The 24,164-nt window shown below is 66.2% G+C and carries 21 protein-coding genes and 1 pseudogene; 12 read left to right on the top strand and 10 right to left on the bottom strand.

Going from position 1 to position 24,164, the window contains the following annotated elements; genetic code table 11:
- From SAOR_RS09320 to SAOR_RS09285, 8 genes and pseudogenes are all read right to left on the bottom strand, one after another.
- A pseudogene (locus tag SAOR_RS09320) lies at nucleotides 1-304 on the bottom strand (hypothetical protein); the annotation flags it as partial.
- 90 nt (nucleotides 305-394) lie between these two features.
- Nucleotides 395-874, bottom strand: a complete 480-nt coding sequence (locus SAOR_RS09315) for a Trm112 family protein (RefSeq protein ID WP_123631187.1) — start codon at nucleotides 872-874, stop codon at nucleotides 395-397.
- A 133-nt stretch (nucleotides 875-1,007) separates the two neighbouring features.
- Nucleotides 1,008-2,027, bottom strand: a complete 1,020-nt coding sequence (locus SAOR_RS09310; RefSeq protein WP_123631186.1) for a hypothetical protein — start codon at nucleotides 2,025-2,027, stop codon at nucleotides 1,008-1,010.
- 118 nt (nucleotides 2,028-2,145) lie between these two features.
- On the bottom strand, nucleotides 2,146-2,631 hold the full coding sequence (locus SAOR_RS09305; protein ID WP_123631185.1) for a hypothetical protein: 486 nt from the start codon (nucleotides 2,629-2,631) through the stop codon (nucleotides 2,146-2,148).
- Between the two features lie 130 nt (nucleotides 2,632-2,761).
- On the bottom strand, nucleotides 2,762-3,379 hold the full coding sequence (locus SAOR_RS09300; protein WP_185015615.1) for a hypothetical protein: 618 nt from the start codon (nucleotides 3,377-3,379) through the stop codon (nucleotides 2,762-2,764).
- A 1,043-nt stretch (nucleotides 3,380-4,422) separates the two neighbouring features.
- Nucleotides 4,423-4,950: a HEPN domain-containing protein gene (locus tag SAOR_RS09295; RefSeq protein WP_123631183.1), complete on the bottom strand. Its 528-nt coding sequence runs from the start codon at nucleotides 4,948-4,950 to the stop codon at nucleotides 4,423-4,425.
- A 282-nt stretch (nucleotides 4,951-5,232) separates the two neighbouring features.
- Complete coding sequence (gene ilvD, locus SAOR_RS09290) at nucleotides 5,233-6,936, bottom strand: dihydroxy-acid dehydratase (RefSeq protein ID WP_123631182.1); 1,704 nt, start codon at nucleotides 6,934-6,936, stop codon at nucleotides 5,233-5,235.
- 951 nt (nucleotides 6,937-7,887) lie between these two features.
- Nucleotides 7,888-8,523 carry a peroxiredoxin gene (locus SAOR_RS09285; protein WP_123631181.1) on the bottom strand — a complete coding sequence of 212 codons (636 nt, stop codon included), beginning with the start codon at nucleotides 8,521-8,523 and terminating at the stop codon, nucleotides 7,888-7,890.
- Nucleotides 8,524-8,693: 170 nt separating this feature from the next.
- Here SAOR_RS09285 and cutA point away from each other — a divergent pair, with 170 nt between their 5' ends.
- From cutA to SAOR_RS09225, 12 genes are all read left to right on the top strand, one after another.
- A complete protein-coding gene (gene cutA, locus SAOR_RS09280; protein WP_123631180.1) occupies nucleotides 8,694-9,029 on the top strand; it encodes a divalent-cation tolerance protein CutA in 336 nt (111 codons plus the stop codon).
- Nucleotides 9,026-10,897: a protein-disulfide reductase DsbD gene (gene dsbD, locus SAOR_RS09275; RefSeq protein ID WP_123631179.1), complete on the top strand. Its 1,872-nt coding sequence runs from the start codon at nucleotides 9,026-9,028 to the stop codon at nucleotides 10,895-10,897. The genes cutA and dsbD overlap by 4 nt, the downstream gene beginning before the upstream one ends.
- Complete coding sequence (locus tag SAOR_RS09270; protein ID WP_123592205.1) at nucleotides 10,894-11,439, top strand: TlpA family protein disulfide reductase; 546 nt, start codon at nucleotides 10,894-10,896, stop codon at nucleotides 11,437-11,439. The genes dsbD and SAOR_RS09270 overlap by 4 nt, the downstream gene beginning before the upstream one ends.
- 148 nt (nucleotides 11,440-11,587) lie before the next feature.
- Nucleotides 11,588-12,043 carry a type II 3-dehydroquinate dehydratase gene (gene aroQ, locus SAOR_RS09265; RefSeq protein WP_123592206.1) on the top strand — a complete coding sequence of 152 codons (456 nt, stop codon included), beginning with the start codon at nucleotides 11,588-11,590 and terminating at the stop codon, nucleotides 12,041-12,043.
- 5 nt (nucleotides 12,044-12,048) lie between these two features.
- The gene (accB, locus tag SAOR_RS09260; protein WP_123592207.1) at nucleotides 12,049-12,516 is read left to right on the top strand and encodes an acetyl-CoA carboxylase biotin carboxyl carrier protein; all 468 of its coding nucleotides are present in this window, start codon (nucleotides 12,049-12,051) and stop codon (nucleotides 12,514-12,516) included.
- A gap of 11 nt (nucleotides 12,517-12,527) precedes the next feature.
- Nucleotides 12,528-13,883, top strand: coding sequence for an acetyl-CoA carboxylase biotin carboxylase subunit (accC, locus tag SAOR_RS09255; protein ID WP_123592208.1), 1,356 nt, complete (start codon nucleotides 12,528-12,530; stop codon nucleotides 13,881-13,883).
- A complete protein-coding gene (prmA, locus tag SAOR_RS09250; protein WP_221177987.1) occupies nucleotides 13,870-14,766 on the top strand; it encodes a 50S ribosomal protein L11 methyltransferase in 897 nt (298 codons plus the stop codon). Before accC ends, prmA begins: the two co-directional genes overlap by 14 nt.
- 315 nt (nucleotides 14,767-15,081) lie before the next feature.
- Nucleotides 15,082-15,342, top strand: a complete 261-nt coding sequence (gene fis, locus SAOR_RS09245; RefSeq protein ID WP_123592209.1) for a DNA-binding transcriptional regulator Fis — start codon at nucleotides 15,082-15,084, stop codon at nucleotides 15,340-15,342.
- A 66-nt stretch (nucleotides 15,343-15,408) separates the two neighbouring features.
- Entirely contained in the window at nucleotides 15,409-16,989 is a 1,581-nt protein-coding gene (purH, locus tag SAOR_RS09240; protein ID WP_123631178.1) for a bifunctional phosphoribosylaminoimidazolecarboxamide formyltransferase/IMP cyclohydrolase, read from the top strand.
- Between the two features lie 1,022 nt (nucleotides 16,990-18,011).
- Nucleotides 18,012-20,588: a galactose oxidase early set domain-containing protein gene (locus tag SAOR_RS09235; RefSeq protein WP_123631177.1), complete on the top strand. Its 2,577-nt coding sequence runs from the start codon at nucleotides 18,012-18,014 to the stop codon at nucleotides 20,586-20,588.
- Nucleotides 20,589-20,644: 56 nt separating this feature from the next.
- Nucleotides 20,645-21,607: a hypothetical protein gene (locus SAOR_RS09230; protein ID WP_221179936.1), complete on the top strand. Its 963-nt coding sequence runs from the start codon at nucleotides 20,645-20,647 to the stop codon at nucleotides 21,605-21,607.
- Between the two features lie 134 nt (nucleotides 21,608-21,741).
- Nucleotides 21,742-22,965 (top strand): carbohydrate porin, encoded by a 1,224-nt coding sequence (locus tag SAOR_RS09225; protein ID WP_185015614.1) that lies wholly within the window; start codon nucleotides 21,742-21,744, stop codon nucleotides 22,963-22,965.
- A 19-nt stretch (nucleotides 22,966-22,984) separates the two neighbouring features.
- Here the strand turns inward: SAOR_RS09225 and SAOR_RS09220 are convergent, their stop codons facing one another.
- Together SAOR_RS09220 and SAOR_RS09215 are read right to left on the bottom strand one after the other, a co-directional pair.
- Nucleotides 22,985-23,524, bottom strand: a complete 540-nt coding sequence (locus SAOR_RS09220; RefSeq protein WP_123631175.1) for a superoxide dismutase family protein — start codon at nucleotides 23,522-23,524, stop codon at nucleotides 22,985-22,987.
- 132 nt (nucleotides 23,525-23,656) lie between these two features.
- A complete protein-coding gene (locus SAOR_RS09215; protein WP_123631174.1) occupies nucleotides 23,657-24,073 on the bottom strand; it encodes a secondary thiamine-phosphate synthase enzyme YjbQ in 417 nt (138 codons plus the stop codon).
- Nucleotides 24,074-24,164 lie beyond the last annotated feature (91 nt).

Here is a 24,164-nt window from a genome sequence, read left to right as displayed (position 1 = left end):
GGTCGAGGACGACAAGAACAACAATGTCCCACTCTTTATCCAGTTGGATGCTGCCGAGTCGCTGACCAGGCTTCGCACCTTTCGGAATGACACGGCCCTTTATTTGTACCTTGATATTTTTTCCGGCATCGGCCTGGATAGCGTCGTAGCCGGCTTGCCGAGCCCCAGCGAGCTCTAAGCCTAAAAGCTCAGCGGCTGCAAATTCAGCAACCTCGCCAGTGATGCCCAAAGGCTTGCCGGTAAGATTTCGATATCGCCGCGCCAAGGATTTCGCCTCTTGGAGCAGTTCGGCTTGCTCATCCATATTTTAATAAGGCATAACGCCGAAGCTCAGTTGCCGCCCGAAGCGCGGCAGCGCGTTGGGCGGTCAACTGTAGCGATTCGTTAGAACGCATTATCGCCAAGGACCACCTTTGCTTATAGCGACAGTGCCGCCCGCAGCAAGACTTTCTTTTACTGGATATTTCGCCTTGCAGGCCGGGCACTCAAAGTGCCCACTCACAACATTTCGATCTTGCAGGGGCTCTAGTCTTTGATTACTGAAACAACTTGGGCACACGTAGTGTTCTATTGGCGTATTGGCAGAATAAACGACCGCGCCGCCATCAGTTTTAGTGAGGCTGTACTCGCTAGCTTTAGCGTCCCAATCCGCGAGCTCGCGCAGGTTGTTTTTTAACTCATGATTTTCATCTTGGAGCTTGGATAGTTCTTCACGAAGAGCAAATAAGCCGTCTTGGACTTCGCCCAGTCTGCTCATTGCATCCGAAACTTGCTCTCGAGCTTTATCGTTTGCTTTGGCGTTTATGGCGAGCTCTAAAGCCGACCGTGCGTACTTGACCGCCTCGTAAGTGCCTTTGATCGTCGCGTAATCCATGGAACTCCAATGCGTTCTAACGCCTAAGCTCAGTTGCCGACCGAAGCGCGACAGCGCTTTGGGCGGTCAACTGCAGCGATTCGTTAGGTATTTTTAGGCACTTCTCAAGTTGTCTATTCGCCATCCTCATTAGTCACAAAAATCGCGACAACTTTTTCATGTCCATGCGCCGGAACTCGGCTTCCTCGAGGCAGTGTGTCCACTGCTGCATCAATTGGGAAATTTCATGAAATGGAAGCTTCCTGCCACCGATAATGAAGTGTGGTTTCATTGCGTTCATTATCTTCGCAGTTCGCTCCAGGAATTCTTGCTCCGATAATTGTCGAAGATAAGGATATCTTTGATACGATTTCCGCCAGTACTCCTGGCGAGTAAGTTGCTTCCCTTCTTCGGGTGATTTTTCTTCACTACGCTCTTGGAAATGCATCCCGTCAAAGTTTTCACGTTCACCCATGGACACGTATTGATGCCCTTCAAACCTCGCCCACTTTTCTAGAAGACTGCTCAGGAAGCTATCGACAGAGATAAATTCATCGGCAGTTGGACCTTCAAGCGTAATTATTGGAAGAGACTCGCGAGGATTTGAACCAGTTACTCGATGCGTTTCTGAGATCACTAGGACATACGCTATATTCCTATATCGGATATTCCCGTCGGAGTCTTTCTTGAGCAGCATTTGACTTGCTTTCGCTGTTATTAAATCTGGTGAAAGTGTTTTGGCACTTTCGTTCAAAATAGCCAAGACACCGCACGCTTGCTCGATTGCAAGAGCGCTTTTCGTAGCGTCCACTTGGTCGTCAGCCTTCTCGAAAACTCCTTGCACCGACCTCAGAACAGCCGTATCGATCTTCTGCTTTATTCTTTCTTTGTCAGGAAAGTTACGTAATATTTCTTTGAGATCGGACTCCCAATAAAATACTGGGAACTCAGATCTAGATTCATATTCTGATATTTTTCGTTGAAGCTTCTCGGCCGGGTCAACTTCTAAGCTCTTTAGTTCCAGCACGATAGCCCGATCATTCAGTAGATAATCGGCTCTTTGACCACCTTTAAGCTCCTGCTCCGAAAGGCGACCGTCAATATCTTCAGTACCATCAAGCGTAATTAGAAAGCGCTTAAATCGGGCCTCTAGCGAGGTTTCATTTTTCGCCACCGCGCACCTTTTACCTAACGCCGAAGCTCAGTTGCCGCCGGAGCGGCCGCAGGCCGCGGAGGGAACCCAAAGCGCGGCAGCGCTTTGGGCGGTCAACTGCAGCGCCATGTTAGGGAATTTACTTCTCAAACCCATCAGCCGCTCGTAGGCCCCAGGAAAAGTCGCCTGTTTTATCGCTGGGAAACACATCAACACTGAAACTCGCCGTTTGAAGCGGAGGAATTTTTACATCAACTTCGTAATCTCGTGGAGTTTCTTTTCCATCTTCTTTGTCTGAAAGTCGTATCGTAACGGAGGTGACAACGATATTCTGGTTGCCGTTGTACAGGGTTCCATTGAAGCTGTTTCCGTAAGTTGACATGCCGCCCTTACCAGAAATAAAACCAATCTCTATAGGATTTAGCGCTCTCTCTTTGTAAAGGTATTCAGTGCCTTCAGGAAATTTTTCTCGACACGAGGAGCGTATTTCAGAAGCCCCTAGATCGCTTTGCACGTTGTTCATGTTTTTTAATATACATTCACTATAGTTCCTTGGCTGCGAAAAACTGTCGCAACCCGAAACGATTAGTAATAACATTAACAAAGCTAAAGAGCCGGATTTCATGTCATTCCCCAATTTCCCTAACGCCGAAGCTCAGTTGCCGCCGGAGCAGCCGGAGGCTGCGGAGGGAACCCGAAGCGCGCCAGCGATTTGGGCGGTCAACTGCAGCGACCTGTTGGGCTCTGAAGTGAGATCAAGGATCACTCAGTTTCTCCTCGATTTCCTCTAGCCTTCTAGCCACGTCGTCTAATTTGTCGCCTAACTCGTCTAGATTTGTCCAGCCAAAGCCTCTCAGTTCATCAAACTTTTCTACAATCAATTCTGCATATGAGCTATCAGATTGAAGTAGTCGCACGTTAGCAGCGACCGAGATTGGTGAATCGGCGCGGTGGCCTTTCTCAAACTGCTGAATTTGATCTTTAATAGAGAACTTTGCGGCTTGAACCGAATCCAAATGCTTGGAATCGATCTGAATAGTTCTGACCCCACTTATATCGAATGGGATCGACGCACCAGCTTCTATGATTTGTATGTAAGGCTTTGCCGTTGCATGCCTGATAGCAAGCTCGTAAAAGACATTTGGGTTGCCTCCCGTAAGGTCAGCAATCACCAAGTCTGAGTCCATGATCAGGTTAATTATTTGCGACGTTATAAGGCCGGCCTTCGGGATTTGATCGGCTCTAAGGGCCGAATATCCGATCTCCGATAAAACAGGCTGAAAGACGTGCTTCAGTAGAAGATCCGATCTTTCGCGATCACTCGACTTCTCTGCCCCGATGGGACAAAGGATAAAGCAGCTTTTATCGCTCAATGTTTTTCCATATTGCTAATTCGCCCAACGCCGAAGCTCAGTTGCGTCCACGCAGTGGGCGTCAACTGCAGCGACCTGTTGGGGTTAACGATGACGAATAGCGTAACGAAACTGTGCACGGTTCGGGCCGAGTGGGCCGATAACCGCCTTGTGGTGGAATATGATCCGGCGATTGTGAACCCTGAAACGTATCAGCAAACGCTCGACCAGATACGCGAGCGGCTCGATTGGTGCATTAAGCGAAGTGGCGAGCTTATTGGTTCTGAAAATACTCATCAACCCAGCCATTGCAGGTTCGAGACGCCATCAGGTACGCCATCTTCTCTGACGAGGCACCAACGTCGATGAGCACTTTGTGATCTTCGGTGGTATTTGATTGCAGGCCGGTGGTTATCCAGGCCTCGCCTTTCCAAAGGCCGCCGGTGTCTACCATGTGGGTGATGCTGACCAAGCACCCGCGATATGAATATTTTTGCACTGCTACCCCCAACGCCGAAGCTCAGTTGCCGTCCGAAGCGCGGCAGCGCTTTGGGCGGTCAACTGCAGCGACCTGTTAGGGTTTTGTCCCACGCCCGAAGTATGCAGCGCGACACCCATAGATTTTTGGCCGGTAGTACCAGGCCGGATTCGAACGGAGTAAAAAATATGGTGAAAAGAGTGATTTGCAGCAAACCTGCCGTGCGTGACTTCGGATCTACTGCGCGACAGGCTTTATGAACTGACACTGTGTAAAACAAGACTGGCGGGATGGTAAGTAAAGCAAGCCAAAGCGAAGTTACGACCGCTACATGCGCTCCGCTTGTTGTCGCTGATGCGCACGTTGACGCGAGCCACCCGACATGGAAGACGTACGCTTTCAGCAGTCGCAAACGGCGACTACGAAGACGTTCAATCAGCAGTGTATTTCCCATAGGTCTAATTCCGTAGCCCTAACGCCTAAGCTCAGCCGACGCCGGAGCAGCCAGAGGCTGCGGAGGGAACCCAAAGCGCGGCAGCGCTTTGGGCGGTCGGCTGCAGCGACCTGTTGGGGTAGTTACAACTCACTACTGGCCTTCTGCTGCAACGCGCACTTCCGAGGCACATTGAATGAGGTGCTCGACCATAACGTATAGCGCCTGGGGCGGCTGCGGGCCCGCAAATTGCTCAAGATCAGGATAGAAGTAATTTCTCGGAAACGCCGTAGGGCCATGGCTGAAGTGTTGCTCAAAATATTCTCCCAGTGACGTTGCGAACTCTGCTCCGTCAACAATGGGCAACCAACTTAGAAACTTACCGTATAGCTTGAGCGCACGATTCGGATGGCCTTCGACTCTCTCGTTGGCTTCTAGCAGCATTTGGTATACGTCGTGGCGCCGGTGTCGAGCGCGAGCCTCATCGGGCGTTAGCCCAGTAGTAATTAGCATCGCTTTCGCTGCGAGTTCTGCCGCTTGCAGAGATAGCCCGAACGATATTTTCGCTTGAATCGCTGTCGCATCACGCGTTTCCAAGCGCAGTGCTAAAGCTGCTGTTTCGTTGACCGTTTTAGCATGCTCGATAAAACGCTGGGCAGTCGATTCGTTAATACATGTCATCAATCACCCCAACGCCAAGTATACGGTCACTGCTAGGTATAGCGCTTAAGCACGACTTCGCGTAACGAATAATTCGAATAATGTTTTCCGTCAGTTACGCCACCGTAATTATCGCTATACGAAGATCGACAATACCTAACGCGTAATAGCGTTTCCGCGCGCCAACCGCATTCAGTGGCGACCTTAACACTCTGTATCGGCGCCGACCCAGCATTCGTTACCCACTAAAAAGCCCGCGTAAAGCGGGCTTCTTGATGGGGCGATACGCGGACGCTCGCGGAATCAGTCGTCCGGCTGATCCGTAACCGCCCCCTTGGAAGCCGTCCCCACCAACCGGGCATACTTCGCCAGCACACCCCGCGTGGCGTTCGGCGGCTTGGGCTGCCAGGCCTTGCGGCGCTCGACGAGTTCGTCGTCGCTGATCTCCAGATGCAGCTTCCGCTCGCGGGCGTCGATGGTGATGCTGTCGCCTTCCTGCACCAGGGCAATGTTGCCGCCCACGGCCGCTTCCGGCGCGACATGGCCGACGACCATGCCGTAGGTGCCGCCGGAGAAGCGCCCGTCGGTGATCAGGCCGACCTTTTCGCCCAGGCCGCGGCCGACGATCGCCGAGGTGGGCGAGAGCATTTCGCGCATGCCGGGGCCGCCCTTGGGGCCTTCGTAGCGGATGACCACGACGTCGCCGGCGACGACCTTTTCGTCGACGATCGCCTGCATGGCCTCCTCTTCGGAGTCGAAAACGCGGGCGGGGCCGGTGATGGCCGGGTTCTTGAGGCCGGTGATCTTGGCGACACCGCCCTCTTCGGCCAGATTGCCCTTGAGGATGGCCAGATGCCCGGTCTCGTAGAGCGGCTGGTCGATGGGGTGGATGACCGTCTGCCCGGCCGGCGGCGCGTCGGGCACGTCCGCCAGCACTTCGGCCAGCGTCTGGCCGGTGATGGTGCCGCAGTCGCCGTGCAGCAGGCCGGCGTTGAGCAGCATCTTGAGCACCTGCGGGATGCCGCCGGCAGCGTGCAGTTCGGTGACGACGTGGCGCCCGGAGGGCTTGAGGTCGCAGAACACGGGCACCTTGCCGCGGATGCGCTCGAAGTCGTCGATGGTGAGGTTCACGTCCGCGGCCTGGGCGATGGCCAGCAGGTGCAGCACGGCGTTGGTGGAGCCGCCCACGGCCATGATCAGCGCGATGGCGTTCTCGAAGGCCTCGAAGGTGAGCAGGTCGCGCGGCTTGATGTCCTGCGCGATGGCGTTGATGAGCGCCTCCGCGGAGGCGGCGGTGTTCTCGGCCTTTTCCGCGTCCTCGGCGGCCATGGTGGAGGAATACGGCAGGCTCATGCCCATGGCCTCGAAGGCGGAGGACATGGTGTTGGCGGTGAACATGCCGCCGCAGGAGCCCGCGCCCGGGCAGGCGTTGCACTCGACGCGGCGAACCTGTTCGTCGTCGATGGTGCCGGCCACGCGCTGGCCCACGGCCTCGAACACCGAGACGACGGTGAGATCCTCGTCGCTGCCCGGCACGCGGCCCGGCTTGATGGTGCCGCCGTAGACGAAGATCGCCGGGACGTTCATGCGGGCGATGCCGATCATCGCGCCCGGCATGTTCTTGTCGCAGCCGCCGATGGCGATGACGCCGTCCATGGACTCGCCCTGCACCGCGGTCTCGATGGCGTCGGCGATGACCTCGCGCGAGACCAGCGAGTACTTCATGCCCGGGGTGCCCATGGAGATGCCGTCGGACACGGTCACGGTGCCGAACATCTGCGACTTGGCGCCGCCGGCTTCCAGTGCGCCCTCGGCGCGCACGGCCAGCTTGTTCAGGCCCATATTGCAGGGTGTGATGGTCGAGTAGCCGTTGGCGATGCCGACGATGGGCTTGTCGAAGTCCGCATCGACATAGCCCATGGCGCGCAGCATGGCGCGGTTGGGCGCACGCGCGGTGCCCTGGGTGGCGACGCGACTGCGACGGTTGAGCGGCTTGTCCTCGGCCATGGCACGACCCCTGCGGTTTGGAAGGCCGGCTATTATGCCGATTCGCGTGCATGACGCACAAAAACCGTTGCGCGCGGTTCGAGGCGGCGCCGGCGCGGGCGGGCCGCGGGGCCATGCCCGGCATTCGATGCATCGCCCGGCGGCCGGTTGTTCGCTCGATACACCCCGGCATCTGCGGCCGATTCGGAGACACATGGCCTGTGAGCGGGTGTATTCAGTCGGATCACGCGGCGCTGGCCGCGACCGACGAGGCGGGCGCCCGACGCTGTGTGTCGCACGCAGGTGGGTACGGACCCACCTCGCCCGCGCGGACGACGGGCGTGCGCGGGAAAGCGATGCAGCGCGCGCGGAACGGGCGGCGGGGGGACGTATCCGGCCGGTCGGTGGCTCGGGCAGTTTCGTAACCCTTGTTCTGTCGGATCACGCTTCGCTGATCCGACCTACTTTGGGTGCAGGCTGGGCGGTGGCGCGCTTTTTTCGCGTTGGCCTGGGCTGCCGAGCCGGGCGCTTGGTATGGGGCGGAAGCGAATTCGGCGCGAAGGACGGGCGGCGCTGTCTTTAGCCGACCGGTGGCTCGGGCGCGGTCGGAGCCGTTGTTCTGTCGGAGCACGCTGCGCTGATCCGACCTACGCAAGCGGCGGGCTCGGGGCGCTGGCGGGGTCGGACGATGCGCCCGGTTTGGGGGTCGCCGACCCGCGCCGTGCGTGGTCTGGCCCGCGGGTTGCGCCATCGAGCCCGACCCTTTTCCATGTTGCGCCGTCGGCCCGGATGCTTTCCATGAGGCTCGTACGAGAGGCGCGCCCGCGCCATCTCGGGCGGTTCCGCCGGTTGCGCGTCAGCCGGCGCGGAGCGGGTTGCCGTGGGCGGGGCGCGACGTGCCCGGGCCACCGCCGGACACAAAAAAGGCGCGACCCGAGCGGGCCGCGCCTCGTGCGCCGATCGGGCGGCCGATTACTTGTTCGGCTGCTTGGTCATGCGCAGGTAGGGCTTGAGCTCGTTCCAGCCCGCCGGGAAGAGTTTCTCGGCTTCCTCGTTGGACAGCGCGGGCGAGACGATGACATCGTCGCCGTCCTCCCAGTTCGCCGGCGTGGTCACCTTGTAGTTGTCGGTGAGCTGCAACGAATCGATCACGCGCAGGATCTCGTTGAAGTTGCGCCCGGCGCTCTTCGGGTAGGTGAGCGTCATGCGGATCTTCTTGTTCGGGTCGATCACGAAGACGCTGCGCACCGTGGAGGTGTCGCCCTCGTTCGGGTGGATCATGTCGTAGAGCTCGGAGACCTTGCGATCGGTGTCGCCGATCAGCGGCAGGTTCAGGCCGCAGCCCTGTGTTTCCTCGATGTCCCTGGCCCAGGCCTTGTGATCCTCGACCGAGTCCACCGAGACGACGATCGCCTTGGCGTTGCGCTTGTCGAACTCGTCCTTGAGCTTGGAGGTCGCGCCGATCTCGGTGGTGCACACCGGCGTGAAGTCCGCCGGGTGGGACATCAGCACGCCCCACTGGTCGCCCAGCCAGTCGTGGAAGTTGATCGTGCCGTCGGTCGTCTCGGCCGTGAAATCCGGCGCGGTATCGCCCAGTCGCAGACTCATGTTCGTTTCTCCATCCGTGGTTTCGCGCGACTATAGCAGCCGCGCTTTGCGGCACTAAATAATCATCCGTTCGATGCTTAGATGTGGGGCGTGTCGCGGCGTGAGACAAGCCCCGGGGCCGGCCTTGTTAAGCTGTGGCGCCACTCGAGCCCAGGCCATCGACGATGCCCATGACCGCGGATTACGACGACGCCCGCATGGTCTACGTGACCTGCCCCGACCAGGCCACCGCCCGCACGATCGCGCAGGCGCTGGTCGCCCATCGCGAGGCGGCCTGCGTGAACATCGTGCCGGGGCTGGAATCGGTCTATCGCTGGCAGGGCGCGGTGGAAACCGATCCGGAAGTGCTGCTGCTGATCAAGACGCGCGCCGCGCGCCTGGCCGAGGTCGAAGCGCGGGTGGGCGCCCTGCATCCGGATGAACTTCCGGAGGTCGTGGCAGTCCATCTGAGCGACGGTTCGCAGGGCTATCTGGATTGGCTGACGCAGGAAACGACGCCCGAATGAGCGCCGCCCGCCGGCCGCTGCGCCGCTGTGCCTGGCTGCTGGCCGGCCTGTGGCTGGCCGTGGCCGCCTGCGCGGCGTCGGCGGCCGACGATTTCCTGCCCGTGGACGAGGCCTTCGCGCCGACGGCCAGCCGCGCGGACGACGGCGCCGTGGCGGTGACCTGGGCCATCGCCGACACCTATTATCTGTATCGCCACGCCTTCGAGTTCGCCTTCGTCGACGCGGAGGGCGCCCGCGCGGGCGAGCCGCGCATTCCCGACGGCGACACCGAAAGCGACGACTTCTTCGGCGAGGTCGAGACCTATCGCGACCGCGTGCGCGTCGAGGTGCCCACGGCCGACGGCGAGCCGCTGCCGGAGGACGCCCGCATCGAGGTCACCTATCAGGGCTGCGCCGACGCCGGCCTGTGCTATCCGCCGCAGACGCGCACGCTGGCGATTGCCGACGCGCCGGCCGAGCCGCCGGCCAACGCATCGGCCGAAGGCTCGCGCGCCGACGCGACCGGCGCAGCGCCAGCGGACGAATCGAGCGGGGCTACGGCCCGCGGTGCCGACGACGGCTTCGTCGCGCAGCAGGACGCGCTCGCGCGCCGGCTGGCCGGCCCGGCCGAGGCCTCGACCCTGGCGCTGTTCCTCGGGCTCGGGCTGTTGCTGGCGTTCACCCCCTGCATCCTGCCGATGATTCCGATCCTGTCCGGCATCGTCGTCGGCAGCGGCGCCGGGCCGGCGCGGGCCTTCGCCCTGTCGCTGGCCTATGTGCTGGCCATGGCCGCGGCCTACACCGTCTTCGGCGTGGTGGCCGGCTATTTCGGCGCCAATCTGCAGGCCGCGCTGCAGATGCCGGCGGTGCTGCTGCCGTTCGCGGCGGTGTTCGTGCTGCTGGCCGCGGCCAGCTTCGGCGCCTTCGACCTGCAGATGCCGGGCGCCTGGCGCCAGCGGCTGGGCGCGATCGGCAGCCGCCGCGGCGGGCTCGTCGGCGCGGCGGGCATGGGGTTCTTCTCCGCTTTGATCGCCGGGCCCTGCCTGGCGCCGCCGCTGGCCGGCGCCCTGCTCTACATCTCCAGCAGCGGCGACATGTGGCTGGGCGGCGCGGCGCTGTTCATGCTGGGCCTGGGCATGGGCCTGCCGCTGATCGTGATCGGCACCTTCGGCGCCCGCTTCGTGCCCCGCGCCGGCCCGTGGATGACCCAGGTGCGGGTGTTCTTCGGCGTGCTGCTGCTGGGCGTGGCGCTGTGGCTGGCCTCGCGCCTGGTCGAGCCGGTCACTGCGCTGGCCGGCTGGGGGCTGCTCGCACTCGGCTACGGCGCCTGGCTGTCGACGGCGGCCGCGGATTCGCGGGCCGGGCTCGCGCTCAGGCGCGCGGTGGTCTTCCTGCTGTTCGTCTATGCCGGCGCGGCCGCCGTGGGCGTGCTCGCCGGCCAGGGCCGCGTCGACCGGCCGCTGGCGGGCCTGACGCTGGCTGCGGACGGAACAGCGGACCGGCAGCAGGCGCACGAATCGCCGTTCACCCGCGTGGATGATCTGGCCGCCCTGCGGGCCGCGCTGGATCGGGCCGCGGAGGCCGGCCGCCCCGCGGTGGTGGACTTCTACGCCGACTGGTGCGTGGAATGCGTGCGCATGGAGCGCACCACCTTCGCCGATGCGCGCGTGCACGAAGCACTTGCGGACGTTGCCGCCCTGCAGGTCGACGTCACCGACTACGACGCCGGCGACCGTCGCCTGCTGCGGGCGATGGACGTGTTCGGCCCGCCCACGCTGCTGTTCTTCCGTGCCGACGGCCGCGAGGCCGCCGAGCGGCGCGTGATCGGCGAGATCGACGCCGCAGAGTTCGTACGCCATCTGCAGCGCGCCACCGGGAGCGCGCCATGAGCCGGGGCGCGCGCATCGTCGCGGGGCTGCTCGTGCTCGCCGCGGTGCTCGGCGGCGGCGTGCTCGCCTATCGCTGGGCGGCCCCGGCGCAGCCGCCGCGCCCCGACTTCACGCTGCCCGGTCTCGACGGCGAACCGCGGTCGGTCTCGGAATTCGACGGCGACGTGCTGGTGCTCAATTTCTGGGCGACCTGGTGTGCACCATGCCGGCGCGAGATCCCCATGCTGGTCGAGGCCCAGGACGACTACGGCGACGACGGGCTGACCATCGTCGGCATCGCCGTGGACACCCGCGGCGCGGTCGCCGACTTCGCCCGCGAGTACGAAATCGACTATCCCGTGCTGGTCGACCCGACCGAGGCCGCCCGCGTGCAGGACCGCTACACCGGCGCCGACACGCCCGCCGGGGTGCTGCCCTACACGGTCGTCGTGAACCGTTCGGGCCGGATCGTCGCCCGGGTCGCCGGCGAGCTGACGCGGGCGCATCTGGACCGGCTGGTGCAGGGCCCGCTCAAAGCGACGCCGCCGGCCGAGACGCGGTAACGGCGCGTATCGCGGCGCCTGCGGTGATCTGATCGTCGGCGATTCCTCCACAATACGGCAGCGAACGGCACCGAAGTGCTGCAGTGCACGGTTGTATCGCGCGCAACGCTGGTGCAGACTTCGCCGAACGACACTCAAGGACGGCGGCGTGGCGCATTTTCTGCTGCTCAACGGACCCAACCTGAACCTGCTCGGCACGCGCGAGCCCGGGGTCTACGGGCAGGACAGCCTCGCCGTCATCGAATCGCGCCTGGCCGACACGGCCTGCGCCGCCGGCCACACGCTGGCCTGCTTCCAGTCCAACAGCGAAGCCGAACTCATCGAGCGCATCCACGCCGCGCGCGATGAGAACGTCGCCTGTGCGCTGTTCAATCCGGCGGCGTTCACGCATACGAGCGTGGCGCTGCGCGACGCCCTGCTGGCCGCGGAGCTGGCCTTCATCGAGGTTCATCTGTCGAACACCGCGAAGCGCGAGCCGTTTCGCCATCATTCGTACTTCGCCGACATCGCCGTCGGCACCATCACCGGTTTCGGCGCACGGGGGTACGCCATGGCGCTGGACGCCGCCATGGCGGGCTTTGCGGAAACCGCGCGGGAGCACTGATCATCATGGACATTCGCAAGCTCAAGAAACTCATCGAACTGGTCGAGGACTCGGGCATCGCCGAGCTCGAGATCACCGAAGGCGAGGAGTCGGTGCGCATCGGCCGCTATCCGGCGCCGGGCAGCGTGCCGGCGGCCCCGCAGCAGGCGTATGCGGCCGCGCCGCCGCCGGCCGAGGCACCGGCCCAGAACGCCGGCGGCAGCGCCCCGGCCGCCGAGCCGGCCGACAACACCCCCGAGGGGCATGTGGTGCGCTCGCCCATGGTGGGCACCTTCTATCGCGCGCCGGCGCCGGACGCCAAGGCGTTCGTCGACATCGGCGACACCGTCGGCCCCAACGACACGCTGTGCATCATCGAGGCCATGAAGATGCTCAACCAGATCGAGGCCGAGGTCTCCGGCGAGATCGCCGACATCCTGGTCGAGGACGGGCAGCCGGTCGAATTCGACCAGCCCCTGTTCGTGGTCAAGTAGAGGCCACTCCTATGCTGGGCAAAGTTCTAATCGCCAATCGCGGCGAAATCGCGCTGCGCATCCTGCGCGCCTGCCGCGAACTCGACGTCCCGGTGATCGCGGCCTATTCCACCGCCGACCGCGATCAGAAACACGTGCTGCTGGCCGAAGAGGCGGTCTGCATCGGGCCGCCGTCGGCCACGCAAAGCTATCTCAACATGGCCACGCTCATGAGCACGGCCGAGGTGGCCGGCGCGACGGCCGTCCACCCGGGCTACGGCTTCCTCTCCGAGAACGCCGACTTCGCGGAGAGCGTCGAGCAGTCCGGCTTCACGTTCATCGGCCCGCGGGCGGAAACGATCCGCCTGATGGGCGACAAGACCTCGGCCATCCAGGAGATGCAGGCCGCGGGCGTGCCCTGCGTGCCGGGTTCCGGCGGTCCGCTGGCCGCCGACGACGCCGCCAACCGCAAGCTCGCGCAGAAGATCGGCTTCCCGGTCATCATCAAGGCCGCGGGCGGCGGCGGCGGCCGCGGCATGCACGTGGTCTACGAGGCCAGCGCGCTGTCCGGCGCGATCGACATGGCGCGCCGCGAGGCCGCGAGCTTCTTCGGCAACCCGTCGGTCTACATGGAGAAGTATCTCGAGCTGCCGCGCCACATCGAGGTGCAGGTGCTCGCCGACAACCACGGCAACGCGATCCATCTGGGCGAGCGCGACTGCTCGCCGCAGCGCCGCCACCAGAAGGTGGTCGAGGAGGCACCGGCGCCCGGCATCACCGAGGAACAGCGCAACCAGATCGGCCAGCTCTGCGTGGACGCCTGCAAGCGCATCGGCTATCGCGGCGCGGGCACGTTCGAGTTCCTGTACGAGAACGGCGAGTTCCACTTCATCGAGATGAACACGCGCATCCAGGTGGAGCACCCGGTCACCGAGATGGTCACCGGCGTGGACCTCGTCGGCGAGCAGCTGCGCATCGCCGACGGGCAGGAGCTGCGCTACACCCAGGACGACATCCACATTCGCGGGCATGCCATCGAGTGCCGGATCAACGCCGAGCATCCGCAGACGTTCGTGCCCTCTCCGGGCAAGATCGAGGCCTATCACGCGCCCGGCGGCCCCGGCATCCGCATGGATTCGCACATCTATGCCGGCTACAGCGTGCCGCCGCATTACGACTCGCTCATCGGCAAGCTTATCGCCTACGGCGACACCCGCGAATCCGCGCGCAAGCGGCTCGACATGGCACTGTCGGAGATGGTGGTCGAGGGCATCCACACCAACATCGCCCTGCACAAGCGCATCATCCACGACCCCGCGCATATCGAGGGCGGCGTGTCCATCCACTTCCTGGAGAAGAAGCTGCGGGACGAAAGTGACGACGGCTGAGGCGCCAGCCTGGCTGCAGATCACCGTCACCACACCGCGGGCCGCACTGGCCGAGGCCGTGTTCGAGGAACACGGCGCCGATGCGGTGACCGTGCTCGACGCCGGCGACGATCTGGTGGCCGAGGAGGCCCCGCACGCGCAGCCGGACTTCGACGCCGCGCGCGTGGTCGGCCTGTTCACCCACGGCACGCCGGCCGAGCCGATCCTGGCGGTGCTACGCGACGTCCTCGGCGACGACGTCTCGGCGGCCACCGAGACGCTGGCGAACCAGGACTGGGCCGGCGCCTGGCTGTCGCAGCATCCGCCGCTGCGCTTCGGCGAACGGCTCTGGATCGCCCCGCACAGCGCGCCGGTGGACGCCGACGAGGACGCCGTGGTGGTCCGCTTGGATCCGGGCCTGGCCTTCGGCACCGGCACCCATGCCACCACCGCCCTGTGTCTGGAGTGGCTGGCCCGGACCGATCTGGCCGGCCGGCGGGTGCTGGACTACGGCTGCGGTTCGGGCATTCTCGCCATCGCCGCGGCGCGCCTGGGCGCGGCCTCGGTGACCGCGGTCGACATCGACGACCAGGCGGTGCGCGCCACCCGCGACAACGCCGCGCGCAACGGTGTGGCCGACGCCGTCGCCACGCCGCCGATGGACGCCATCGAGCACGGCCCCTTCGACATCGTGCTGGCCAATATCCTGGCCCAGCCGCTGATCGATCTCGCGCCCACGCTGCACGCCCTCACCGCGCCCGGCGGCGATCTGCTGCTCTCGGGCCTGCTGACCCGCCAGCGCGAGGCCGTGTCCGCCGCCTACATCGCCACCGGCTTCACGCTGGCCGGCGACGCGCACCGCGACGACTGGGTCCGCCTCGACGCCCGCCGCCCGGCGGGCTGACCCCGGCGAGCGCGCTCGGGCGCGGCCGGCGCTCGATCCCGCTCGATGTCCCGGACTCGGTGCCGGCAGGGGCGCCGACCATCGCCGGCCACGTCGTTCCGGGACGGCGCCGCTTGGCCGTGTCCGAGCCGGCTGTCGCGGCGCTCCGACGCGCGTCGGCACCGCGCCCGTCCGAGTATCGCCGGCAGCCCGCTTCGCGGCCTGTCGCGCGGCGAGGGACGGCGCGGGGCGGCATCGCCGAAAGTCGCCTTTCTATCGCCCGGCTTTGCCGTTATAGTTTCGAGTCCTTAACCCGCCCGCGCGCCTCGAGAACGGATGACGCAGACCGACCCGGACGCCGATGCCCTGCCGCTCAGCCACTACGTGAGCACGAGCATCGATCGCTATTTCGAGTCGCTGAACGGCTCCGCGCCGCCCTGCGATCTCTATCACATGGTGCTCGAGCAGGTGGAGAAGCCGCTGCTCGAGCGCGTGCTCGAGTACAGCCGCGGCAATCAGTCGCGCGCCGCCGAGATGCTCGGCATCAACCGCGGCACGCTGCGCAAGAAACTGCGCGCCTACGACATCGCCCAGTAGCCGGGCGCCCCGAAGCCATCCGCCCGCCTCGCGGGCTTTTTCTTTTTCGAGAGGACTTCCACCGACGTGAGCGAGCCGACCCCGATCCGCCGTGCCCTGATCAGCGTCTCCGACAAGACCGGCGTGGCCGATTTCGCCCGCCGCCTGGCCGAGGACCACGGCGTCGAGATCCTGTCCACCGGGGGCACGGCGCGCACCCTGCGCGAGGCCGGCGTCTCCGTGACCGACGTGGCCGAGCACACCGGCGCGCCCGAGATCATGGACGGCCGCGTGAAGACGCTGCACCCCAAGATCCACGGCGGCATTCTCGGCCGGCGCGGGACCGACGACGCGGTGATGGCCGAGCACGCGATCGCGCCCATCGACCTGGTGGTGGTCAATCTCTATCCGTTCGAGCAGACCGTCGCCCGGTCGGACTGCAGCCGCGACGAGGCCATCGAGACGATCGACATCGGCGGCCCGGCCATGCTGCGGGCCGCGGCCAAGAACCACGCCCACGTCACGCTGGTGGTCGACGCCGCGGACTATGACGCCGTGCTGACCGACCTGGCCGACAGCGGCGGCACCACCGACGCCACCCGCGCCCGGCTGGCGGCCAAGGGCTTCAACCACACCGCCGCCTACGATCAGGCGATCGCGACCTACCTGAGCGGCAGCGACGCCCCGGCGGCAACCGACGACGCGCTGCCGGATCGCTTCGCACCGGCCTGGCACAAGCGGAAGTCGCTGCGCTACGGCGAGAATCCGCACCAGCGGGCCGCGCTCTACGCCGGCGATACGCCGGTCGCCGGCAGCCTCGTCGACGCCCGCGTCTGCCAGGGCAAGGCGCTGTCCTACAACAACCTCGCCGACGCCGACGCCGCGCTGGCGGCCGTGCGCGCCTTCGACCAGGCCCCGGCCTGCGTGATCGTCAAGCACGCCAACCCCTGCGGCGTCGCCGTGGCCCCGGATCTGACCACCGCCTACGAGCGCGCCTTCGCCACCGATCCGGTCTCGGCCTTCGGCGGCATCCTCGCCTTCAACGAGACGCTGGACGCGGCCACCGCGGAGCGCATCGTCGCCAACCAGTTCGCGGAGGTCATCCTCGCCCCGCACATCGCCGACGCGGCCCTGGCGGTGTTCGCGAAGAAGAAGAACCTGCGCGTGCTCGCCACCGGCGACTTCAAGCCCGCGGCCACGCCCGGTTATGCGCTCAAGCCAATCGCGGGCGGGCTGCTGGTCCAGGACGCCGACGGCCTGCTGTTCGAGCGCGACAAGCTGCAGGTCGTCACCGAGACCCAGCCCGACGGCACCCAGCTGCAGGATCTGCTGTTCGCCTGGCGGGTGGCCAAGTACGTCAAGTCCAACGCCATCGTCTACGCCCGCGACGGCCGCACCATCGGCGTCGGCGCCGGACAGATGAGCCGCGTGGATTCGGCCCGGCTGGCCGGCCAGAAGGCCGCCGACGCCGGGCTCGAGGTCGCCGGCTCGGTGATGGCCTCGGACGCGTTCTTCCCCTTCCGCGACGGGCTCGACTCCGCCGCGAAGGTGGGCATCCGGGCGGTGATCCAGCCCGGCGGCTCCATCCGCGACGACGAGGTCATCGCCGCCGCCGACGAGGCCGGCATCGCCATGGTCTTCACCGGTATCCGCCACTTCCTGCACTAGGGCCGAAACGCCCGCCACGGCCCGGTCGACGCCGCTCGTTCGGCGGTACCCGGGCCGCGGTCCGGCCGTCTGCGCAAGCGCGCTGGAAAGCCGGGTTGCCGCGAACCAACGCTTGGCCCGAAAGAGGGGCCGCCCATGAAACAACCATGGGCGCGCCGCGGCGTTGGCCGTCCGGAGCGTGGCGCGCCACGATCGTCGACTCGCGCCTTGCCACACACGATGTGCGGTCGCCAACGCGGCGCTCGTATGACGTGTTGACAGGCCGCCTCGGCCCCGCGCCGAAACGCCCCGGCAGCCGGCCGACGGTGCCCGTTCGGCGATGCCCGGGCCACGGCCCGGTCGGACCGCCGGCGCGGGCGATGCGCCGCGACCGTTCGATACCAGCCCGGTGGTCATCCCCGGGTCGAAGCCACGCCCGCCTCGCAGTCCGGCACCCGGACCGGGGCTGCGCCTGACGTCTGAACGGGCGCGCTCGCACACCCCTTCCCGCCCCACCGTGGCCAGCGGCGCCCGCGCTGCGCTTAGTTCGAGCATCTCACCACGGCGCATCGCCCGGCCCGCAGCTCGCGCGCTTCCGCCGATCGGGCGGACGATCACAGGCGATACGCGGCCGAACTCAAGCGCCGACGCGACTCGCCGCTCGTCGCGGCCGGACGCCTCCGGACTCGCATCGCCCACACCGGCAGCCCGCGCCGCCGCAACGCCGAACGAGCCTTCGGGCCGCTGCCGCGCGTGGCTGCCTGCCGTTCGACGCCCCGACGAGGGGCCAAGGGGCCGGCATTGAAACGGCGATCGCAGCGCGTGGCCGGCCGCCGGCGGCGCGCGCGAGGGCCGTCGCCACGCCGCGGCCGAAGACGGCGGCGAACCGCACTACGGCGTCGTTTCGCGGCTGCGGCGCACCGATCCGCACATCGCATGATTTGCATGGGATTTATATCCCATGATAACTCTGCACTTCACCGATCGATCAATAATCCAAGAATCGGGTAAGCCACGCACGCCGTGGTGCAGAGGAGATAAGCATGCGCATGATCCTGTCCGCGGCCACGGCGGCCGTCTTCACGCTATCGCTGACCACGACCCCGGCGCTCGCCGCCCTGGGCGACGGCCTGCTGGGCCAGCTGCTCGGCGGCGGTGACAGCGCCGACGAAACGACCGACAACAGCCCGACCGAAAGCCAGCCCGAAACGGTGTCGGACGATAGTGCCGACGACGACCTCGCCGGGGCCGGCGGTCGCTTCAGCGCGCCGTTCGCGGAGCCCACGATCTCGGTGGACGGCGAGGAGATCGCTACCGACGACCGCTGCATCCCCGGCGCCGACGGCTCGCTCAACTGCAAGCCGGCGGCCGGCACCGTGGCCGTGCTGGGCGACGGCCGTTTCGTCTATCTCAACGCGCTGGAAGGCACGGAGAACGTGGAGCTGTCGATCGTCGCCGAGTTCGGCGAGGTCTCGGTCAACGACCAGTCGCGCGTGCTCACTCTCGACGAGAACGACGACCCGTCCTGGGCGCGGCCCACGCCGGTCGACGGCGGCGCCAACCCCGACGGCGCCGACAGCGAAACCATCGCGAGCGGCCTGCCCGGCGTGCCCGACGGCGCGCTGTCGACCGCCGACAACACCACCAAGAACGACGGGGCCCTGTTCTGCGCGGACGTCGTGTTTCTGGCCGACGGCAGCATGATGGCTGTCGGCGGCACCGACTACTACACCGAGCCCGGCGTGGACGGCGTGCCGGTGGGCGTGGTCGAACTCGAGGGTCTGAAGTCCTCGCGTATCTTCGATCCCGACACCAACACCTGGACGCAGAGCGGCGACATGCAGTTCGGGCGCTGGTACCCAAGCCTGGTGACGCTGGCCGACGGCGACGTGTTCGTGGCCAGCGGCGTGACCAAGCTGCTCAAGCCGGTCTATCCCGAGCAGCCGCTCAACTCCGGGCGCAACGTCGCCCAGACCGAGACCTACGACATCGAGACCGGCCAGTGGCAGGGCAACGGCGAGGCGGCACAGCGCTCGCTGCCGCTGTTCCCGCGCATGCATCTGCTGCCCAACGGGCAGGTCTACTACAACGCCGGCGGCCAGGCCTTCAACCCGTTCGGCCAGGCCTACGATCAGGCGCTGTGGAACATCGTCGCCGCCTACGATCCCGAGAACCAGACCTGGACCGACCTCGGCTATGCGGGCCTGCCGCTGCGCCTGAACGAGATCGGCCTGGGCCAGCTCACGAGCACGCTCAACCCGACCACGGTCGACGGCGAACAGGTGCAGAGCCTGCTCAGCGATCTGGTCGGCACCACCCTGGACGACCCGACCGCGGCGATCGGTCAGCTGCTCGAAACGCCGATCGACGGCCGCGCGCTCGAACGCACCATCGGCTCCGGCATGCGCGGATCGACCTTCTCGGCGATGCTGCCGCTGGAGCCGGACGCCAACGGCGGCTACCACGAGGCCGAGTTCCTGACCGCCGGCGGCGTACCCACCTACGTGACCGTCGGCAGCCCGGGCGGCTATCTGCCGGTGTCCTCGTCGCGCATCGACACCGTAACCGTCGACGAGGAGCAGATGAGCTACGAGTCGCGCCTGACCGGGCCGCTGAACCAGCCGCGCTGGTACAGCTATGCCGTGGTGATGCCCGACAACGGCGTGATGATCTTCTCCGGCGGCACACGCGACGGCGTGGTGGTACCCGGTCTCGAGGGCGCGATCCGTCAGACCGAGCGCTTCGACATCGAGACCGAGACCTGGGAGCCGATGGCCACCGCCAACCGGCCGCGCACCTACCACAACACCGCCGTGCTCATGCCGGACGGGCGCGTGCTGGTGGGCGGGCATTCGCCCATCAACACGGCCTATCTGTCGTTCACCAATCTCGACAGCCTCGGGCTGGCGGACTACTCCGGGCGCGATCCGTCCTTCGAGATCTACACCCCGCCCTACGCCCTGCGTGACGACCGCCCGGTGATCGAGGACGCACCCACCGAGCTGGAGACCGACGGTGAGACCTTCACCCTGACCACGGATCGGAGCGATATCGATCAGGTCATGCTCATCCGCCGCACCGCGACGACCCATCTCGTCGACGGCGACCAGCGTGCGGTCGTGCTGCCGATCGCCGCCCGCAGCGGCAACGAGCTGACCGTGGAGATGACGGCCAATCCGGCGGTGGTGCCGGCCGGCCAATACATGCTCTTCGCCAGCCACGAAGCCGACGACGGCACCCGCGTGCCCTCGGAGTCGACACCGGTGAGCGTCCAGCTCGGCGGCGACGGCGAGATTCGCCAGCCGGAACCGGCGCCGATCGCGGATCGCACCGACGGCGGCCTGTTCAGCGGTGGCACCGGCAGCGCCTTCGACGGTTCGGTCTCGCCCCTGCGTCCGGTCACGGATCTGCTCAGCGGCGTGACCAGCGTCATTCCCGGCCCGGAGACCGCGATCACCGGCGCCCCCGGGGTGGCCGACGAGGGCGCGGCCCTCGGCCAGCGCACCTTCGACCTGCTGAAACGCACCGTTCGGAGCCTGCCCGGCGCCGGCACCGGCGTGGTGACCGACATCACCAACATGGGCGGGGACGACGGCAACGACACCGGGGGCGATCAGTGATCGCCGTCACGCCGCGAACCACTCGGCCGCGCCTGCGCGGCCGGGGCCTGGCCCTTGTGCTGGCACTTGCACTGTCGGCCCCGAACGCCTTCGCCCACGGCGGCGGCGACAGCGACGGTAGCGTCCGTGCCGTGCTCGGCCCGCTGCCGCCGGCGCTCGACGGCGTTCGCGTGCAGCTGCGACGCACGCTCGCGCCGCAGCTGCTCGTGGCCAATGAAGGCGAGCGGACGCTGACCGTGCTCGACAGCGACGGTCGCGCGTTCCTGCGCATCGGCGACGGCGAGACGCGGGCGGATCTGGGCGCGGCCGCCTTTCATCGCAGCAATACCCTAATGGCCCCGGGCGCGATCCCGGCCGACGCCTCGACCAAGGCACGCTGGCAAACGGTCGAACCCGAGCCCCACTGGGGCTGGTTCGACCTGCGCCTGCGCACCGATGGCCTCGACGTGCCCCATGCCGTGACCGATGGCGGCGAGCGCGCGCGTCTCGGCGGCTGGTCGATCCCGGTCCGGCACGGCGACACCACCACCGAAATCAGCGGCCACTTCGAGTTCGTGCCGGACCCGGGCGGCATTCCCGAAGCCCGGATCGCCGACACCGGCGCGCTGTCCGATGTCGCTCTGGTGCGGGCGATGAACGGCAGCGCGCGTGCGGGCCTGTTCCTGTCCTACCGCGGCGAGCGCCCGCTGACCGTGCGCGGCGCGCTCGACGAACCGCTGCTGCGCTTCGACGCCGACGGTGTGGCCGTCAATCGGCACAGCCCGACCTGGCAGGACATCGCCCCGGCCGGCGCGCCCGACTATGCGGCCGGCGACGGCGTCGACTGGGCGCGCATATCCGGCCAGCCCAGCTACGGCTGGATCGATCCTCGCGCCGGCTTCACGGGCTCGGTCACCGAGGCCGACGAGGCCACGGTCGTCAAACGCTGGACGATCCCGATCCGGGTCGGCGAGACCGAAAGCGCGATCGAGGGGGTGACCGAATGGAAACCGGTCGCGCCCGTCGCCCGCGCGCACTGAACCGTCGCCCCACCCGGCCGCCGCGTGACCGGCCCGCCGACGGGTCACCGACTCGTCGTCCAGACAGCGCGAGTATACGTATCGTAGGCTGTCGCCGGCGGCCCGCCGCGACAGTTGCACCGCTGGGACATGGCATGACGCCGCAACGATCATTGAACCCGACCGCCGCAGCCGGCCTTGCCGCGATCGGCCTCGGATCCCTGTGCGGCGGTGTCGCTCAGGCCCGGGTCGCCGACGATTTCGACCCGCGCACGCATCTGCTCGGCGACCCGGGCGGCCTGCGCTCGGCGGCCGAGGACCACGGTTTCGCGCTCGACGCCAATCTGACCGGCGATCATTCGATCGTGCTGAACGGCGGCCGGGCGCCGCGCGCCACCGCGACGCGCTATCTCGCCGAAGCCGGCGTCACGGTCGACACCGACACCGCCTTCGGGCTGCCCGGCGGCACGCTCCGCGTGGCCTATGTCGGCTTCCACGGCGATAGCGGCAATCTCGACAGCGGCGATTTCCAGACCTACTCCAACATCGACGCCGAGCCCTTCGATGCGCTGTACTCGGTCTGGTATCGCCAGCGTCTGTTCGACGAACGGCTGTCGATCCGGGTCGGCAAGGTCGACGCCAACACCGACTTCGCCTACGTCGACAACGGCGGCGGCTTCATCCATTCCTCACCCGGGTTCTCGCCCACGATCCAGGGCTTTCCCTCCTATCCCGACCCGGCGACGAGCATGAGCGTCTTCCTGCGCCCGCACGGCGGGTTCTATCTGGGTGCGGGGGTCTATGACGGCGCCACCCAGGCGGGCGTGCGCACGGGCACGCGCGGGCCGTCGACGTTCTTCGACGACGATCCGGGCGGGCTGTTCTGGATCGGCGAGACCGGCCTGGAATACGCCCGCGACGGGCGCATCGGATTCGGCGCGTGGCGCCACACGGGCGACTTCGAGCGCTTCGCGGGCGGCACGGCGGATCATGCCGACGGCGTCTATGCGGTCTGGGACCAGACCGTCTATGCCGACAGCGCCTCGCCGCGCGAGGCCGGCGTTTTCGCGCAGTACGCGCTCGCGGACGAGGCCGTGAGCGAGGCCACGCACCACGCCAGTCTCGGCGTGGAGATCCAGTCGCTGCTCGCCGACCATCCCAACGACGTGAGCGGCCTGATGGCCAGCTACGTGGCCTTTTCCGATGCACCGGGCGCCGGCTTTCGCGACGATTACGAACTCGCGATCGAAGCGTTCCACGCCATCCGGGCGACGGGCTGGCTGACCCTCAAGCCGGACCTGCAGTACATCGTCCACCCGGGCGGCACCGGCCTGGACGACGCCACGGTGGCGACCCTGCGCGCGCGGATCGCACTCTAGCCGCTCTAGCCGAGCACGCCTACTCGATCACCCCGCAGTACATGCGCACGCCGCCCTTGCCGTGGTCGTGATCGTCGTGGCCGTCGTAGTGATCGGCCGCGCCGTGGACCATGACGGCACGCCCGTCCAGGTCGGCGACCGTCGGCCGCGGTGCGAGCACCGGAATCGTGGCAGCGCCGTCGGCGGCCACGATCAGATTGGGCAGATCACCGAGATGGCCTTCGCCGTAGGGGCCTTCGTGGCGCTGCGTATCGTCCGGGTCATAGTGGCCGCCCGCGGCACCGCCGGCCATCGCATGGCCGTGCGAGCCCTCGCGCGGGCCGCACGCACCCTTGGCATGAATATGCATGCCATGCGCGCCCCCGCTTGCCAGGCCCTGCAGATCGGGGGTGACGAGCAGGCCGTGGGCCGCATCGGTGAACGTGATCGTGCCGACCGCGCCCGCTTCGCCCTGGGCGGTGATCTCGTGCAGCGTCGCCGTGCGTTCGGCTGCGAGCGCGCCGCACGACACCAGCAGGGCAAGCGCGAGCGCGCCCGCCCGGCGCCGGGGAATTCGCATGAGACTCCTCCTTGTCTATCTTCTTGTTTATTGTTGGATAGTACGCGGCATACGACCGATCGGTGGCGCGCCTCGCTCCCAGGGTATCGTCGTTAGGGATTCGACGACCGCCCACCGCGCCGCGAGAGGCCGCTACCCCACGGCGGGCATGAGCGTGACCACCACGTCGCGGCGATGCGGCGCGCTGCGGTGCTCGTAGAGATAGATTCCCTGCCAGGTGCCCAGATTGAGCGCGCCGTCGGTGATCGGCACCGTGAGATCCATGCCGGTGAGGATGCTGCGGATATGACCGGGCATGTCGTCCGGGCCTTCCATGTCGTGCTCGAACATGGGGTCGCCGTCGACCACGACCTTCGCCATCCAGCGCTCGACGTCCTCGCGCACGCTCGGGTCGGCGTTTTCGCAGATCATCAGCGAGGCCGAGGTGTGGCGGATGAAGACGTGGCACACGCCGACGGCCACGCCGGCCGCACGCACCACCGCGTTCACGTCGGCGGTGATGTCCCGGGTGGAGCGCCCCGGGGTCTCGAACGACAGTGTCTGCTGCATGCGCTGCTACCGAGTCGAAAAACCTCTGCGCGACAGGCTAACGCGTCGAACCCGCGGCGTCTGCGGCCAGGGCCGTGCGACCGAAGGGGCC

The sequence above is a fragment of the Salinisphaera orenii subsp. orenii MK-B5 genome (assembly GCF_003788635.1).
In the GTDB taxonomy this organism is placed as follows: domain Bacteria; phylum Pseudomonadota; class Gammaproteobacteria; order Nevskiales; family Salinisphaeraceae; genus Salinisphaera; species Salinisphaera orenii.
The sequence above is the reverse complement of the archived record's forward strand: the minus strand, read 5'-3'. Positions and strand labels throughout refer to the sequence as shown.

Coding starts and splice junctions, on each gene's coding strand:
- SAOR_RS09315 (WP_123631187.1), bottom strand. CDS start 874: ATGGATTACGCGACGATCAAAGGCACTTACGAGGCGGTCAAGTACGCA.
- SAOR_RS09305 (WP_123631185.1), bottom strand. CDS start 2,631: ATGAAATCCGGCTCTTTAGCTTTGTTAATGTTATTACTAATCGTTTCG.
- SAOR_RS09295 (WP_123631183.1), bottom strand. CDS start 4,950: ATGACATGTATTAACGAATCGACTGCCCAGCGTTTTATCGAGCATGCT.
- ilvD (WP_123631182.1), bottom strand. CDS start 6,936: ATGGCCGAGGACAAGCCGCTCAACCGTCGCAGTCGCGTCGCCACCCAG.
- SAOR_RS09285 (WP_123631181.1), bottom strand. CDS start 8,523: ATGAGTCTGCGACTGGGCGATACCGCGCCGGATTTCACGGCCGAGACG.
- cutA (WP_123631180.1), top strand. CDS start 8,694: ATGACCGCGGATTACGACGACGCCCGCATGGTCTACGTGACCTGCCCC.
- dsbD (WP_123631179.1), top strand. CDS start 9,026: ATGAGCGCCGCCCGCCGGCCGCTGCGCCGCTGTGCCTGGCTGCTGGCC.
- SAOR_RS09270 (WP_123592205.1), top strand. CDS start 10,894: ATGAGCCGGGGCGCGCGCATCGTCGCGGGGCTGCTCGTGCTCGCCGCG.
- accB (WP_123592207.1), top strand. CDS start 12,049: ATGGACATTCGCAAGCTCAAGAAACTCATCGAACTGGTCGAGGACTCG.
- accC (WP_123592208.1), top strand. CDS start 12,528: ATGCTGGGCAAAGTTCTAATCGCCAATCGCGGCGAAATCGCGCTGCGC.
- fis (WP_123592209.1), top strand. CDS start 15,082: ATGACGCAGACCGACCCGGACGCCGATGCCCTGCCGCTCAGCCACTAC.
- SAOR_RS09235 (WP_123631177.1), top strand. CDS start 18,012: ATGCGCATGATCCTGTCCGCGGCCACGGCGGCCGTCTTCACGCTATCG.
- SAOR_RS09225 (WP_185015614.1), top strand. CDS start 21,742: ATGACGCCGCAACGATCATTGAACCCGACCGCCGCAGCCGGCCTTGCC.
- SAOR_RS09220 (WP_123631175.1), bottom strand. CDS start 23,524: ATGCGAATTCCCCGGCGCCGGGCGGGCGCGCTCGCGCTTGCCCTGCTG.
- SAOR_RS09215 (WP_123631174.1), bottom strand. CDS start 24,073: ATGCAGCAGACACTGTCGTTCGAGACCCCGGGGCGCTCCACCCGGGAC.